This is a genomic window from Mucilaginibacter terrae, assembly GCF_031951985.1.
In the GTDB taxonomy this organism is placed as follows: Bacteria; Bacteroidota; Bacteroidia; order Sphingobacteriales; family Sphingobacteriaceae; genus Mucilaginibacter; species Mucilaginibacter terrae_A.
In genome coordinates this window covers 4,645,357-4,660,937 of the sequence record NZ_JAVLVU010000001.1, presented here as the reverse complement: position 1 = coordinate 4,660,937, position 15,581 = coordinate 4,645,357, and the positions used below count along the sequence as shown (strand labels likewise).

Here is a 15,581-nt window from a genome sequence, read left to right as displayed (position 1 = left end):
TTCGTTCATAGCCTCCCGAACGTCATTGCGAGAAACGAAGCAATCTCTGCATAGGACAATCCGATATGCATATTCAGGGATTGCTTCGTTCCTCGCAATGACGGCTTGTTTAGTTATTTTGAAGATAACACAGGCTGAACAAATCTCAATGTGCTAAGTTTCCTTTAAAACAAAAAAGCAACCCCGGTGATGAGGTTGCTTTTTTATACTATAAAATAATTCAGTAATTACGCTTGCGGTAATTTGCTGAATTCTTCAAAAGTAATAGGTTTTTCATCTAAAGTAATCACGCTTTTCAGGTGTTCAAATACTTTAAGAGATTTTGCTTCCTCAAATATACGGTTGGCGTTTTCTTTATCCTGTAAAAACTGTACAGCGTACTGGTTAAGTTGCTCATCGCTGATAGGCTGCGGGCTGTACATACGGAATTGCTGATCGATACGGCCTTTTGCAATATCAAGCACATCGTTGTACTCAATTTTAATATCGTTATCGGCTACGATCTTGTTGCCTATTAAAGTCCATTTCAGGTTTTTAGCAAAATCAGCATAGCCACCTTCTAACTCTTCGTCGCTAAGTTTTTCGTTGGTAGCTTTCAACCAGCGTTTTAAAAACTCGTCGGGCAGTTCAAAGTTTACTTTACCTAATACGTACTCGTACATTTCGCGCTGTAAATGCTGATTGGCATCTTGTACCATCATGCCTTCCAGTTCTTCGGTAATTTTGGTGCGGAACTCCTCTTCGGTAGTTACTTCACCTTCGCCAAATATTTTGTCAAAGAACGCCTGATCCAGATCTGACTCCTCTAAACGGTTTACATTTTTAACCGTTAACTGGAATTTCGATTTCAGATCAGCAGCTTCGGTTTCTTCAATTTTTAACAGGGCAGCTACACGCGCAACTTCGTTGTTAAAAGCTTTCTGAATGTCGAATTCTACAACATCGCCTTTTTTCAAACCAATTAATGATGCTTTGATAGCCTCATCCTGAATTTGATCTAAACGTACCGATGCAGTATTGGTAATTCCACCTTCAAAAACAGAACCATCTGGAGAAAGTTGCACTAATTCGGCATAAAGCACGTCACCATCTGCCGATACGTCAGGGTTTGTCATTTTACCATAGCTGCGACGCAGGTTTGAAATGCGTGAAGCTAACGTTTCGTCATCTACAGTAATTTTGTAGCTGCTCAGTTTATCTTTTGATGAAAAATCAAGTGCAAACTCAGGAGCTAAACCTACTTCGTAGTTGAATTCAAAGTTATCGGTAAAATCCCAGTTGTAGTTTTTCTCTTCATCAACCTGTGGCAATGGCTGACCTAAAACATCTAATTTCTCTTCGTTTAAGTAGTTGTTTAATGTATCTGATAACAGGTTGTTAATCTCATCAACCAGGATGCTTTTACCATACATACGTTTAATGTGCGATGGTGGTACCATACCTTTACGGAAGCCCGGGATCTGCGCTTTTTTAGCCTGATCTTTAATTGCTTTATCTACACGTGCCTGATAATCCTCAGCGTTGATGTTGATTTTGATAACCGCGTTGAGGTTATCTTTTTTTTCCTGTGATATATTCATAATTTATACCTGAATGATAGTAGTTTACTAAATCGCCTTAAATGGGCCGTACAACCCAAAGCGGTTTTGGAGCGCAAAGGTACGTAATTAATTTTTTATTTCAGCTACTTAATCATCAGTAGTTTAAGCGCTACTGCGCAACTTCAGTTGGTTCATAAAGCAGCAGGGCGGCACACAAATCAGCCATCAGGAAGCGCTCACCCGGAGTAAGGTTATCTTGTAGATATACCAGACCCTTATCAAATATGGATACTGCGGCCACCGCATCGCCGGCGACATTGCTAACTTCAAAGCCTACCAAACCCACCGGCACCTTTACCGGGCCATTTTTACCCATCACATGGCGTATGGGACGTATGGTATAGTATTGACTTTCATCCAATGCAAAATACCCGGCGTAGTTTTTAGGGTTCATTTCAATAGCATCCATATCCAGCACCAACTCCCAGGGCTTATCGTTATCGGGTTCATAAACCTGCACGTAATAGGCGTTTTCCATTTTTGAGGGCATACCCAGTGCTTTGTTTATCCAGTTAAAATTGAAGTCGACACCGCCGCCTACCAGGTAACTTGATGAATTAAGCTGGTTAAAAGTCAGCACCAGTGCTTCCTCTCCTTTGCCATTGCTCAGGCTAAATTTGCGCGATGATTTGCTTTTTTCATACAACATACCCAGCGTTTTGTTATTACGCTCGGTAAGCCGCCCGTTCATATCGGTGGTAACAGATAATGATTGCCGCCACGAGGTTTTAACCTGCGTGGTGTAAAATTCGCCAAAGCGGAGCGGCTTTTTTTGGAAAACGGTTTGGGTACGGCCTTCAACCAAATAACCTGTATTGTTATCCCAGGCAGGGTTGGTGAGTGCCATGCGGGTGGTGGTGCAACTTACTAATAAGCATAAGGCTGCTCCCATAAGCAGCAGGAGTAATTTATTCATGGTGATAAGGATAGTTTAAAAATGTTATGCTATTTGCAAAACGCATACATTGACCTATAAACTAAAACAAGGTTTAAGTGTTACAATAAAAAACGATAAAGTAATGAGGAGAAGCAAACTGCTATGGCTGTGTATGGCCGTTGCGTTAACCATAAATTTTAGCAGCGGATGCAAATCGCGCAAGGCCGGCACGCAGGTAAAGATCGACAAGAACAGTCCGGTACCGGCAAACCCTGCCAACGCCGATTCGAGCGGAACATCGCCCAGTGCGAAGCTTACACCGGCACCCGTGCCCAATGCCAGGCCAAACCCAGTGCCTAATCCGCCACCGCCTGATCCGGAGAAATAATATTGCCCCAACCCTCTCTGCCTAAGGCGAAAGGGAATCTTTCCTAATTTATTCAAACCCCTTTCCACCTAAAGAGAAAAGGGGTTTGAAGGGTAGGATTACTCTACTTTTTTAACCGATGCTGCTCCGGCTTTATCTGTTTTCACTTCGGTAGGGTTACCTTTGTATTTAATATCTGAAGCACCCTGGCTGTTTACAATAAGTGATTTAAGCACATTTATCTGGCAATCAGACGCGCCCGAAGTATTGATGGTGTAATTTCCTACCACAAAATCAAATGCTTTTACATTGGCAGTTCCGGCAATTTCCATGCTGTGCGAGGCGGCGTTACCTTTCAATATAATATCGGTGGCTCCTTTGGCCTGGGTTACCAAATCGGCCGCGTTTAAATCCATATCAATTTTGCTCGCCCCCGAAAACTGAAGTTTAAGGTTTTGAGTGGCAATGCGTCCTTCTGTAGTTAGTTCAACAGCGCCCGAACTTACAATTTCATCAATGGCACCTACATTAAGCGTTATGCTAACCGGAGCCTCGTTACATAAGTTTTTGCGGGTAAGTATACGTAGTTTTCCGCCCCCCACTTCGGTACGAATGTATTTCATCAGGTTATCGTCGGCAGTAACTGCCAAAGTTTTGGAGGTATCCTGCTTCAAAATTATTTTAAAACCGCCCGAAATATCAATTTTAGTAAAATCGCCGGTTTTGCGTGTTTCGGTAGCCTGGTTGCCCGAGCCTTTGATACAACCAATATGGCATGATGATAATACGGACAAACCGGTAGCAGCTACGGCAATAAATAAAAGTGATATGCGATTTTTCATAATAAGTATTTTAAACGTGTGACCACGGCTTCGGTTTGGAAGTTACATTAAAAATAGAAAACACTAATGATTTTTTAAGAATTACTATAAACGTTGCGTTGTTAGGGAGAGTAACCTGGTAGGTAAATTAAGTAATAATAGAAAATGCGCTGAACCTAAACACAAATCACAAATAATACTTATCGCCATTGGTTTTTATACGACCGGCATCCAGTAATTGGCGTATTATGGTTAACCTGTCGGGTTGTTTACCGTGTTTAAGGCCGGTAACCAGTTGCTCGAGCGATAATGGCGACGAGGTGAGCAACTGTACAATTTCGTTAGTAAGCTGATTTTGCAGTTCTCCGGCGTTCTCGTGTCGCTTTTCGCGCAGGCATACATCGCAAACGCCGCATTTGGCGGCATCGGGCTCGTTAAAATAGCTTAATAATTGCTGGCTGCGGCACTTATCGGTTTCGCAATAGGCCAGCATAGCTTCCATCTTTTTTAGGTATACGGCCTTGCGCGTTTCCAGGTATTGGCGGTCTATCCACAAGTTGGCTGCGGTGTGGCGCGGCTTTAGCCAGGTAACCTGTGGCTTATCAGTTTGAGGCAAATAACTCAGTACGCCATAATCGTTCAACTGCTGCATGGCATCGGTTACCTGCTGCACGCTGAGGTTGGTACGACGGGCTACATCAAACTCGCGGATGCGGGTATAATTATCAAACGCACCACCGTAAGAGCGCAGCAGGGTTTTGATAAATGGGTCCCACGCTGCATTTTGTATCTGGAAGTTGTAAAGCTCTTCGTGCGGTATCTCAAACTCGAAGCGCGAGGGCAAAAAAACACTTTCGTTAAAACTCAGGTATTCGCCCTGTTCTAAAAACTTGAGGGCGTTTAAGGTTCTAAGGGCATCGAGTTTAAAGCGGCCGCAAAAATCGGCCACGTCAAGGTCAAAACTCAACCCCTCTCCTGCCCCATAGGCCAGTTGGTAAAAGTTGGCCAAATAATGATAAACCTGCTTTATTTCATCAACCGATGGAAAGTTAACCTCAAATTTATGATACTGCTTTTGCTTGTCGTTATTATTATACAGCAATACGGCATAAGCCTTTTGCTCATCCCTACCAGCACGACCGGCCTCCTGGTAGTACGCCTCCAAACTTTCGGGCAAATCGCGGTGCAGCACAAAGCGCACGTCGGGCTTGTCAATCCCCATCCCGAAGGCATTAGTAGCTACAATAATGCGGATGTGGTTACTTTTCCATTGCTCCTGTTTGGCGGTGCGCAAATCGGAAGGTAAACCGGCATGATAATAATCGGCCGGGATGCCGTGGTCGTTAAAAAACTTAGCCAGTTCGGTAGTTTCTTTACGGCTACGCACGTATACAATGCCGCTGCCCTTTACACTGCGGGCTACATCCAACATGCGGCGCAGTTTGTTTTCTTCGTTTACTACGCGATAGCTGATGTTCTTGCGTTCGAAACTTTGCTGAAAAACGTTGCGCTCTTTAAACAGAAGTTTGTCCTGAATATCATCGCGCACATCGGCTGTGGCAGTGGCCGTAAGCGCCAATACCGGAACATTAGGGTGTAACTGCCGAAGATCGGCTATATGCAAATAAGGCGGGCGAAAATCATATCCCCACTGTGATATACAATGCGCCTCATCAATGGCAATGAGGTTTACCTTCATGTACTTGATGCGCTCGCGCACTAAATCGCTCATAAGCCGTTCGGGCGAGAGGTACAGAAATTTTACCGGGCCATAAATGCAATTATCCAGCGCAATATCAACCTCACGCTTGCCCATGCCCGATACGATGGACATAGCCTCGATACCTTTAGCCTGCAGGCTATCCACCTGGTCTTTCATGAGGGCTACAAGCGGCGAAATAACCAAGCAAATACCCTCCATAGCCATGGCAGGTACCTGGTAACAAACCGACTTGCCTCCACCCGTAGGCAGCAGCGCCAGCGTATCGCGCCCCTGCATTACCGAATCGATAATGGGCTGCTGCAAGGGCCGGAACGTATCATGTTTCCAGTAATGCTGAAGTATTTGCTGTATGGTCATGTATATAAACAGCAACAATAATAAAGGATTTGTGTTACAAGGTGTAGTTGTATTATTGATAATTATATATAATATTGACCACTTGCAGTTACTTACACAAATTAGTCAAGATGAAAAAACACTTGCTTATCCTTCTACTGTTAACAATTACAGCAGTTAATTCATTTGCCCAACAAGCCGCCCAAATAAAGGCAGCGGCTCAACTTATGGGTAAGGCCACCATGAATGGTGATTATAATACAGTGGTAAAATACTCACATCCCAAACTGGTTGCTATGGCCGGGGGCAGCGAAAAAATGCTTGGCTTTATAAAACAAAGTCTCGAACAGGTAAAATCTCAGGGTGTTAAAATTGAAAGCGTAACCATGGGAGAACCAACTAAAGTTATTACTACAGGCAGTGGTTTATACAGTACACTTTTACAAACTGTTGTTATAAGTATGAATGGTAAAAAAGTATCAAATAGCTCAACCGTATTGGCTAATAGTACCGACAAGGGCAAAACCTGGACTTTTGTTGACGCAGGAGGCATGACGGACGAGCAGTTGAAACAACTATTTCCTGAAGTAGCTGGCAAGGTACAGATCACCAAGCGTACCCCAACCGTACCGGTTAAGTAGTTAAACAAATTACTTCTGCTTCTTCCACCCGGCAATCATTTTGATGGCCTGCTGCTGCCAGTTTTTCTTTTTGGCATTCCAGTCGGTGTAGCAGTTGTAATTTTTAAAATCGAGTTTGGCCCCGGCCTTTTGCGGACGATATACGCCTATATACTCGTTTACTTCATCTTCGTAATTATAAGTAAACTTGTATACAAAATAGTTTTGCCCTTTGTAAGTTACGTTGCCTAATAAAGTGGTAGTTTCAGGGTATTCATCATCTTCTGAATTTGCACCTGCGTAGTTGTACATACACACGCGGCCAAACTCGGCAGGGGTGGTATATTTTACCGGCACCTTACTGAGCTGACCAACCTTGTTGTACGCATTCATAATTTCGTGCCGGGTGTACAGCGTTCGCAGCAACGAATCATTAATGAGCTTTGGCATAGGTAAATTATTGGCAATACGTGCTAAAGCTACGCTCAGCATTTCAGGTTCGGCATGTCCCCTTTTCAATAGTATTGAGGTCAATTGATCTACCAGTTGTTTATCAGGTGCGGGTGCATCCATCAAACCCATATAAGCCACTACGCCCGTATTGTAGGCCGTTACGGTGGTATCGGTTGCATATTTGTCAAAATCCTGCCCGGCATATTGGGTAAGGGTGGCAAAATTGCTTTTCACCAATTGTTTATAAGCCGGCTTATCGTCTTCGTGCATGAGGGTTTTGGCCAGCCGTACAATATGGTGGCGGTACTGCGGATGCGGCAAAAGTGGCAATAGTTTACTAAAGTTTGCAGCCGTATACTCTAATGAATCATTCAGCGGCCTGAATAACTCGTAATTATTTATACTGGCTACAAAGGTTTTGCCGGTTAGGTTTTTCAAATACAGGTCATACCCTTCCTTTTTATCTAAATAAGGTATGGCAGCCAATGCACGCATTTTGATAATATCGGCAGTACCCGGAGTATTATATAGCGCTTCTAACTCGGTTAGCGTTTGCGCATCGTGCGTGTCCTCTAAATTTCCTAAAAGGCGATAACGCACCCCTCTCTCCAAAGTATCATCAGGATAAATCTTTTTTAATGCCGCATACACCTGGGGCAGTTCGGTTTTATCAAACTTGTAGTAACTTAAAGCACCACGCGCCAAACGCACGACCGAGGTATCGGTTGATCGTACGTCAGTCAATATTTTTTCACCCTTGAGCGCCGCATAATCAAATGCAGGCGTTTTGCTCAATGAAGTGTAAGAACTAAAAAAACGGTCGCTTACCGGTGTAAAATAGTCGGTACTGTTCATGCGTCCAGTCATAAACACCATACTGGCGTTATCAAATAATATACGGTGGCGCCTTTTATCAAGTGTAGTTTTATTTTGTGTAATAAATTCGCGTCCCTTAAGTGTACCAAACATTACGGTATCAACCTTTAACAGCGTATCTGTGTAGTTAACCATATTATGAATAAGGGTATGGTAAAGCGAATCAACGTGCGGGGTTTTATAATACGGACTTATTTTGGCGTACTCAAGCAAATACACATTACCCGACGACGGGTCGGTTGCGTGCGTGGTTGTGCTATTAAATATAAATGAGGTCGATTCCGCAGTATCGATAATAGTACGCGGGATGGTAAACATATCGACACTAAAGGCACCGTCAGCAGGTTTGTAAATATACTCGGGCGATGGCTCATAAGGGGTAAACCTCAACGAACCAAAAAACTCATCGGGAGAAGCCGGCTTGTTATCAGAGCTTTGCCTTAACAACATATATTGCCTGTTTCCGCGTATGTAAACCTCAACGTCGGCGTGGTAAGCATCTTTAATTAACATTTTTACCGCACGCCCTTCAACACCATCCCTTACCACCTTAGTTGGTTTATTGAGCAGCTTGCCATTATTTTTCAAGGTCGAAAAAACGCTTTCATAAGCTGTGGTCAGATCTTTCATGTACATACCGGTTGGCAGATCGTTATAACGCACAATGTAGTTTTTTCCATTTTTAACATCGCTGGCCATGTACATATTCAGCACGTAAGACGGTCCGGTGGTATCGGCCGGGTTGGGCACTTCGCGGCGCATGTCTTGCGGCTCGCCCGGCAATAAAACACTAAACGCACCTTTGCTATGGTTAAAAGGTATCCATGTTGATTGCGGCACAGGAGCCGCTGCCGTCTTAAACGTTTTAAGCGAATTAAAAAACTTATTGGCATACGGTTGATCATATAGATCGGGCCGGTTGCCTACGTACATGAGGTACAATTTATTGTTACCCAATACAAATTGCATGCGCACCGTTTGCAGGCTATCGGTTTGTAAAAACTGAATACCCGGTAAGCCATTAACCGTTACGCTTTTCTCGTTAGCATATTTATTTTTAACGTTTTGCTTATATCGGGCAAACGCTTGTTTAAGTGCATCAAGGTTGTTTGCGGCCTTTTGCTTTTCGCCTATGTTAAATGCCGATGCACCGTAAACCATTCCGGTAGACAAATCGGGGTAAACGACAGCTTTTATACCGGCGCCCTTATCATCTAACATGGCCAGCCCGGGTATATCTATCGAGAAACCATCTTCTTTATTGTTAAAAGTTGCCCAGTTGTAGACCAGTGGGTCGGGTTTAAACTGGGAGCTGATACCGGAAAAAGCAGACTGTACAGGTGTTACCGTATAGCCCTGAGCCTGTAACAGCGCTATCAAACCATCTTTACCCGGTAAATGCGCTACGCCTACGGACGTAAATAACGATGATTGCGGCATCACGCCCAGCATGCTATTGAGCATGTTTTTATTACGGGTAACCCATGCGGCATCCAAAGCGCTGCTTTCTTCCAGGTACTTACTTATATTATCTAAATTACCTTTAACATACAGTTCTGCCAGCTTTTCTTCAAAGGCATCTCCGGTAGTTAAAGGTTTATCATCAACATAAGCCTCTATGGCAGTTATAATTTTATCTTCGTTACTCAACCATGCTATCTGGTCGTCAAATTTCTCGAGACCGTAAATGTTTTTATGCAGGGTACGTGCAATGCCGTACAGATAATCATCGGCAAAAGTGTTTTTTTCATCGGGTTTACCTTTGCCGGTCTTTAATAGATCCTGAATGGCGTATGCATCGGCAATGGCAATGGGGTATCCTTTTTTATCTTCAAAACGCTGGGCTAAGGTACTATACTGGCTGGCCGAAAGTGCCTTGCGGAGTTTGCTGTCTTCTTCGGCCGCACTGGCCCGATAGGCCGCAGCCACGGTAGAATCAGGGTGTAACTCCCGGGCAAATGCATCGCATTTTTGCAAGGCAAGCACAACCGAATCACTGTACCCGAACGCGTGTTTATTTTTAGTATGTATAGTGCCTAATAAATAGGAAGGCTTTTTAAGATTTTTACCGCTGATGCGCCACAACAGATTGTAGTTAGAGCCTGATTGCGAAAATGCCTGAAAAGAAAACAATAGGGTTAGTAAAAATACAAACAGATGCTTGTTGAAGGATAGCTTTGCACCCCGGCCGGTTAATTGTGATAACAGAAACATATAGTCCAGATTATTTAGGATGCTGAAAAATAGCACTTATTTATAATACGCCGTAATATTTTTGCTGATTTAAATATGATTGCAGCAGCGTAAGCGGCATTTTGCAACAAAATCAAAATAATTCTTGCATAGTTCAACTATTAGCACTTACATTTGCACCAACGGTTTAAACACCATTGATCAAAAATACTCTTCACTGAGGTTTTGATTTATAAAGAAGCGGCGAGAGATCAGGCTCCATGACCCGCTGGCAACCCTCCGATGAACGGAGAAGGTGCCAATTCCTGTCCCGGTTTGGATATTACGGCCGGGGGATATAAGTTAATAGCCATGAAACAAGTTAACTACTTTACTACTGCCAACTTATTTGCTGCCCCAACGGGTGCACTTGTGATTTACAACGCTGCCAATGCTTGTATTTGCATGTGTTGCTGCTGTTAAAGGCACCGCACGTTAGGCATTTTTTGCATTTACTGCAAAATGTAACGTGTATTTACGCAACGGCCCTTGCTATATCCCGTGCGTAAGCCTACCTCCGCCTGTAGCACCAAGCAACTAAGTTTTCAAAAGCATTAAATCGTATTAACATGTCAGCATCTAATTTAAAATTCGAAACCCTACAACTACACGCAGGCCAGCAAGCCGATCCAACAACCGGATCGCGCGCGGTGCCATTGTATCAAACTACTTCATACGTATTTAACAGTGCCGAGCACGGCGCCAACCTTTTTGCATTAAAAGAGTTTGGCAACATTTACACTCGTTTAATGAACCCAACTACCGATGTTTTTGAAAAACGCATTACCGCTTTAGAAGGCGGTGTAGCAGCTTTGGCAACAGCATCGGGCCAGGCGGCGCAGTTTTTGGCGCTTAACAACATTTTGCAGGTAGGCGATAACTTTGTAACCTCGCCATTTTTATACGGCGGTACCTATAACCAGTTTAAGGTTGCCTTTAAACGCATTGGCATCGAGGCCCGTTTTGCCAAAAACGACCATGCCGATAGCATAGAGCAACTCATCGACGATAAAACCAAAGCCATATACCTTGAAACCATTGGCAACCCCGGTTTTAACATCCCCGATTTTGAACAGATAGCGGCATTAGCCCGTAAGTATGATTTGCCTTTAATTGTTGATAACACTTTTGGCGCAGGCGGTTATTTATTCCGTCCGCTGGAACATGGGGCGCATGTGGTGGTAGAGAGCGCTACCAAATGGATAGGCGGCCATGGCACCAGTATTGGCGGTGTAATAGTTGATGGGGGAAATTACAACTGGGGCAATGGCAAGTATCCGCAATTTACCCAACCATCCGAAGGCTACCACGGATTAGTTTTTTCGGACGTGTTTGGCGTGAACGGGCCGTTTGGCAACATCCAGTATATTATACGTGCACGGGTTGAAGGTTTGCGCGATTTTGGTGCATCGCAGTCGCCGTTCAACTCATTCCTGTTAATTCAGGGTTTGGAAACCTTATCGTTGCGTGTGCAACGCCATGTGGATAATACATTAGAACTGGCAACCTGGTTAGAGCAGCACCCGCAGGTAGAAAAAGTAAACTACCCGGGCTTACCATCATCTCCTCACCATACGCTGGCTAAAAAGTATTTAAAAAATGGCTTCGGCGCGGTGCTGTCGTTCGAGCTAAAAGGTGACAAGCAAAATGCATCGGCCTTTATCGATTCATTGGAATTAGTGAGCCACTTAGCTAACGTAGGCGATGCCAAAACACTTATTATACAGCCAGCAGCTACTACTCACCAACAGCTTTCGGCAGCCGAGCAGGCATCGGCAGGTGTAACGCCTACCCTACTGCGCGTGGCCGTGGGTATTGAACATATTGATGATATTAAAGCCGATTTTGAACAGGCTTTTGAAAAAGTTAAACAACAGGAAGCCGCATTGGCCGAACTGAACTGATATAGTTTTTAATTGATTAATAGTAAAGTTTTCCCTACAAAAGAGACAATGTTATTAAGTTAAGGAAAAGATGCCTGTGAGGACACAGGCATCGGCTGGCACGCCGTGGTCTGTGTACCCACAGACCACCTTCTTATACTCTTAACTTAATGAAATTGCATAGCGAGGGGGCTTTCAGAATTTAAAATGAGTACACAATACTACCGGTATAACGGCACAGTTGAATTAGAATCGGGCGCACAGCTCGAAGGTTTGGATATTGGTTATCACACTTACGGTAAGCTAAATGCTGCTAAAGATAATGTGGTGTGGGTTTGCCATGCGCTTACTGCTAATTCGGACGTGTTAGACTGGTGGAAGGGTATTGTGGGCGAGGGTTACTTTTTTAATCCCGACGAGCATTTTATTGTTTGTGCCAATGTATTGAGTTCAAACTATGGCTCTACCAATCCACTAAGCACCAATCCGGCTACAGGGCAGCCTTATTATCTTAACTTTCCGCAGGTTACCATACGCGATATGGTACAAGCCCACTTGCTGCTGGCCAATCATTTGGGTATTGATAAAATAGACGTGTTGATAGGCGGCTCACTGGGCGGACAGCAAGCCCTGGAATGGAGCATTATTGAGCCTGAACGTATTAAACAACTCATTTTAATAGCCACCAATGCCAAACACTCGCCATGGGGCATTGCCTTTAACGAGTCGCAACGCCTGGCTTTACAGGCCGATGCTACATTTAACAATGGCACACCCGAGGGCGGCAGCGCAGGTTTGAAGGCGGCACGCAGCATGGCCCTACTCTCTTATCGTGGTTATAAAGCCTACAATATTCGCCAGCATGAGGATGATGATAACATTACCGATGGTTACCGCGCATCGAGCTACCAAAGTTACCAGGGCGATAAACTGGTGAACCGTTTTAATGCCTACAGCTACTGGTACTTAACCAAGGCCATGGATTCGCACCATGCCGGCCGCAACCGTGGCGGGTTGGAGAAGGCGCTGAGCACCATTAAGGCACAAACGCTGGTTATTGGCATTAAATCTGATATTTTATTTCCTATTGAGGAGCAGCAATACCTGTTCCGGCATATTCCTAAAGCAGCATATTCTGAGTTCGACTCGTATTATGCCCACGATGGCTTTTTAATTGAAACTGAAACCCTGACTAAAATTATTTCCTCGTTTATTAAAACCGACGTTAGAGGAAAGATTATTGAATTACAAAAAATAGCTTAATGAGTAAAAAACTTACTATTGGTTTGTTTGGCTTTGGTGTAGTTGGACAAGGATTGCACGACATCATCAGAACCAAGAACCTGAATATCGAGATCAAGAAAATAGCCATCAAAAACCCTGAAAAGAAGCGTACCCTCGATGCCTCCCTTTTTACAACAGACCGTAACGAAATACTGAACGACCCGGAAATTAACACCGTAGTCGAACTCATCAACGATACCGAAGCCGCATTTGAAATTGTGTCGCGAGCGTTATCAACCGGTAAAAATGTGGTATCGGCCAGTAAAAAAATGATAGCCTTGCATTTACAGGAGTTATTAGATTTGCAGCGTGAGCATGGTACCTCATTATTATACGAGGCTGCTGTTTGCGGTAGTATCCCTATCATTCGTAACCTCGAAGAGTATTATGATAACGAGCTGTTACACTCTATCAGCGGTATTTTCAATGGTTCGTCAAACTACATTCTTTCTAAAGGATTTTTAGAAGGACTGGATTATGATGCCGCCCTTAAACAAGCACAGGATTTAGGATTTGCCGAAACCGACCCAACTATGGATGTTGGCGGTTACGACGCTAAGTTTAAACTGATTATTGCCGCAGCCCACGCCTACGGTGTGGTAATTGATCCTGAAAAAGTAATTAACATAGGCATACAAACCCTGTCGGCCTATGATTTACAGTACGCCCGCGAAAAATGCTTGAAAATTAAATTGGTTCCGGTAGCCATTGAGCTTGATGATCAGCATGTGGCCCTGTTTGTACTGCCTAAGTTTGTTAAAGAGAGCGAGTTTTTATACAACGTAGAATACGAGTACAACGGCGTTACCGTACAAGCCGCCTTTGCCGATCAGCAATTCTTTTTTGGTAAGGGAGCGGGTGGTCACCCAACGGGTTCAGCCGTACTGTCAGACATTGCCGCGTTGCGTTACGACTACGCTTACGAGTATAAAAAAGCCAAATTACAGAACGGACTTAAGTTCACTAACAATATTGAACTTAACATTTACCTGCGTTACGAAGACGAATTTTTGGTGCAGGATTTAGGTTTCATCCATATTTATGAACGCTATTACTCGGGCGATTTTAAATATGTGATAGGAAAAATCAATTTGCAAAATCTGATCACCCACCAGCAACGTATATCGGACAACAAGGCTTTCGTGGCCTTTGCCGATCAGCTAACAGGGGTCAGTTTAGCCTCGGCTCATTAACCAGTAGTTAGGGATTTTAGTAGATTTTTGCTAACTGTTGAAATTGCATAAAAGGCTTTCCGAAAGGGAGGTCTTTTATGTTTTAGGAGCCCCGCCCCGGCCCTCCCCGGGAGGGAGGGAGTTAAAAGAGTTTTGTATATTTAACTTTATGAAACCCATTTTTTCCAGAAACGATGATGTTGATAAGATTGCTTTTTTGAATTGGCGAATCGAAGAAGATAACATACTCAACATGTTAAATATTGCAGATGGATTTTTGACTGCTGCTGTTCAGTTAGCAGAGTATTCACTAATAGATAATACTCATAAACAAGCAGATATTACAATTTTTGCAATTTTGACCAATGCCAATCACGGAATAGAACTCTATTTAAAAGCTATTACTTGGACTTTAAACAAAATAATAGGCTCAGAATCTCGAATTGAAGGCTCTCATGATATCGAGCAAATTTACAAAACTGTAAGAGCCAAAATCAAAAAATATGGAGGCCAATTAAGCTTAAAAGAATTCAATAATCAGACAGCGGGACTCGTAAGCTATATTGATGAGCTATATGCAAAAATCAAAACTGGAAATAATGATAATATGGATTTCTCACGTTATCCAATCAACACGAAATATGCTCCGCACATTTACGTGAGTCAAGTTGGTAACGTTGAGGTAGATTTAGAAAACTTTGTGTCCAGATTTAAAGAAATATATGAAGCACTTGAGAATATTTCGAGTTTCTTATATCACCAAGAATTAAAACAGGATTGGTAACTTTTTCAAGTTTAATATTTTTTACATAGTCTCCAAACTATCCGGATGCTTGGGCTGCCAAATTAAGTAATAATAAAGTAAGCATACTACACCCAACAAAAACGGTATCAAAGCCAGATGCTTATACGTAACACTGCTAAAAACCAGCAGTTCATCAATATGCAAAAACTCGCTGATCATCCAGTATGAGTTGGCGCTTATCCAAAAGGTAATGGCCAGGTTGTGGCACAGTTCTGACATCAGTTGCCGGGTGTTGTAGGCAATTACAATAGCTATCAGCAGTGTAGGGAAGATCATGACTATGCCTAGCGGTTTCCATATCAGGCACCAGCCTATATCTTTTAACAACCAAAACACAATGTGCAGGTTCTCCATCTTACGGTACTTGAGCGGAATGCTGTATTGAGCCATGTGCCTAAAATAATAAGAAATTGGAAATTTTGATATGGCTGATTCTTATGTAAAATTAAGAACAGAGGTCAGTGCGATTCCCCTCTTGAGAGGGGTGTGTCTTTTCGGGTAGAAAAGTTGGCGAATGACACACCCCTGCCA

At 43.3% G+C, this 15,581-nt stretch carries 12 protein-coding genes and 1 riboswitch; of the genes, 6 read left to right on the top strand and 6 right to left on the bottom strand.

The window, feature by feature from the left end:
- Window positions 1-227 precede the first annotated feature (227 nt).
- A complete protein-coding gene (gene tig, locus QE417_RS19980; RefSeq protein ID WP_311952861.1) occupies window positions 228-1,580 on the bottom strand; it encodes a trigger factor in 1,353 nt (450 codons plus the stop codon).
- A gap of 130 nt (window positions 1,581-1,710) precedes the next feature.
- Entirely contained in the window at window positions 1,711-2,517 is an 807-nt protein-coding gene (locus QE417_RS19975; protein ID WP_311952859.1) for a hypothetical protein, read from the bottom strand.
- Between the two features lie 103 nt (window positions 2,518-2,620).
- Here QE417_RS19975 and QE417_RS19970 point away from each other — a divergent pair, with 103 nt between their 5' ends.
- Window positions 2,621-2,866 (top strand): hypothetical protein, encoded by a 246-nt coding sequence (locus tag QE417_RS19970; protein WP_311952858.1) that lies wholly within the window; start codon window positions 2,621-2,623, stop codon window positions 2,864-2,866.
- 98 nt (window positions 2,867-2,964) lie between these two features.
- Here the strand turns inward: QE417_RS19970 and QE417_RS19965 are convergent, their stop codons facing one another.
- Window positions 2,965-3,687 carry a head GIN domain-containing protein gene (locus QE417_RS19965; protein WP_311952857.1) on the bottom strand — a complete coding sequence of 241 codons (723 nt, stop codon included), beginning with the start codon at window positions 3,685-3,687 and terminating at the stop codon, window positions 2,965-2,967.
- Window positions 3,688-3,853: 166 nt separating this feature from the next.
- The gene (locus QE417_RS19960; protein WP_311952855.1) at window positions 3,854-5,746 is read right to left on the bottom strand and encodes a RecQ family ATP-dependent DNA helicase; all 1,893 of its coding nucleotides are present in this window, start codon (window positions 5,744-5,746) and stop codon (window positions 3,854-3,856) included.
- Between the two features lie 110 nt (window positions 5,747-5,856).
- Between QE417_RS19960 and QE417_RS19955 the strand changes: the two genes are divergently transcribed.
- Entirely contained in the window at window positions 5,857-6,366 is a 510-nt protein-coding gene (locus tag QE417_RS19955) for a hypothetical protein (protein WP_311952853.1), read from the top strand.
- 9 nt (window positions 6,367-6,375) lie between these two features.
- Here QE417_RS19955 and QE417_RS19950 read toward each other — a convergent pair whose 3' ends face one another.
- The gene (locus QE417_RS19950; protein ID WP_311952851.1) at window positions 6,376-9,888 is read right to left on the bottom strand and encodes a TraB/GumN family protein; all 3,513 of its coding nucleotides are present in this window, start codon (window positions 9,886-9,888) and stop codon (window positions 6,376-6,378) included.
- Window positions 9,889-10,094: 206 nt separating this feature from the next.
- Window positions 10,095-10,211: riboswitch (SAM riboswitch) on the top strand.
- A 264-nt stretch (window positions 10,212-10,475) separates the two neighbouring features.
- Here QE417_RS19950 and QE417_RS19945 point away from each other — a divergent pair.
- The 4 genes from QE417_RS19945 to QE417_RS19930 all read left to right on the top strand — a co-directional run bounded on the left by QE417_RS19945 (window position 10,476) and on the right by QE417_RS19930 (window position 15,029).
- A complete protein-coding gene (locus QE417_RS19945; protein WP_311952849.1) occupies window positions 10,476-11,810 on the top strand; it encodes an O-acetylhomoserine aminocarboxypropyltransferase/cysteine synthase family protein in 1,335 nt (444 codons plus the stop codon).
- A 186-nt stretch (window positions 11,811-11,996) separates the two neighbouring features.
- On the top strand, window positions 11,997-13,052 hold the full coding sequence (locus tag QE417_RS19940) for a homoserine O-acetyltransferase family protein (RefSeq protein ID WP_311952846.1): 1,056 nt from the start codon (window positions 11,997-11,999) through the stop codon (window positions 13,050-13,052).
- A complete protein-coding gene (locus QE417_RS19935) occupies window positions 13,052-14,266 on the top strand; it encodes a homoserine dehydrogenase (protein WP_311952844.1) in 1,215 nt (404 codons plus the stop codon). The genes QE417_RS19940 and QE417_RS19935 overlap by 1 nt, the downstream gene beginning before the upstream one ends.
- A 148-nt stretch (window positions 14,267-14,414) precedes the next feature.
- Window positions 14,415-15,029 (top strand): hypothetical protein, encoded by a 615-nt coding sequence (locus tag QE417_RS19930; RefSeq protein WP_311952841.1) that lies wholly within the window; start codon window positions 14,415-14,417, stop codon window positions 15,027-15,029.
- A gap of 21 nt (window positions 15,030-15,050) precedes the next feature.
- On the opposite strand, the gene QE417_RS19925 is transcribed toward QE417_RS19930, so the two are convergent.
- Window positions 15,051-15,440, bottom strand: a complete 390-nt coding sequence (locus tag QE417_RS19925) for a hypothetical protein (RefSeq protein ID WP_311952839.1) — start codon at window positions 15,438-15,440, stop codon at window positions 15,051-15,053.
- Window positions 15,441-15,581 lie beyond the last annotated feature (141 nt).

Bases quoted from the DNA above. Each gene is read 5' to 3' on its own strand.
- tig (WP_311952861.1), bottom strand. From the start codon at position 1,580: ATGAATATATCACAGGAAAAAAAAGATAACCTCAACGCGGTTATCAAA.
- QE417_RS19975 (WP_311952859.1), bottom strand. From the start codon at position 2,517: ATGAATAAATTACTCCTGCTGCTTATGGGAGCAGCCTTATGCTTATTA.
- QE417_RS19970 (WP_311952858.1), top strand. From the start codon at position 2,621: ATGAGGAGAAGCAAACTGCTATGGCTGTGTATGGCCGTTGCGTTAACC.
- QE417_RS19965 (WP_311952857.1), bottom strand. From the start codon at position 3,687: ATGAAAAATCGCATATCACTTTTATTTATTGCCGTAGCTGCTACCGGT.
- QE417_RS19960 (WP_311952855.1), bottom strand. From the start codon at position 5,746: ATGACCATACAGCAAATACTTCAGCATTACTGGAAACATGATACGTTC.
- QE417_RS19955 (WP_311952853.1), top strand. From the start codon at position 5,857: ATGAAAAAACACTTGCTTATCCTTCTACTGTTAACAATTACAGCAGTT.
- QE417_RS19950 (WP_311952851.1), bottom strand. From the start codon at position 9,888: ATGTTTCTGTTATCACAATTAACCGGCCGGGGTGCAAAGCTATCCTTC.
- QE417_RS19945 (WP_311952849.1), top strand. From the start codon at position 10,476: ATGTCAGCATCTAATTTAAAATTCGAAACCCTACAACTACACGCAGGC.
- QE417_RS19940 (WP_311952846.1), top strand. From the start codon at position 11,997: ATGAGTACACAATACTACCGGTATAACGGCACAGTTGAATTAGAATCG.
- QE417_RS19935 (WP_311952844.1), top strand. From the start codon at position 13,052: ATGAGTAAAAAACTTACTATTGGTTTGTTTGGCTTTGGTGTAGTTGGA.
- QE417_RS19930 (WP_311952841.1), top strand. From the start codon at position 14,415: ATGAAACCCATTTTTTCCAGAAACGATGATGTTGATAAGATTGCTTTT.
- QE417_RS19925 (WP_311952839.1), bottom strand. From the start codon at position 15,440: ATGGCTCAATACAGCATTCCGCTCAAGTACCGTAAGATGGAGAACCTG.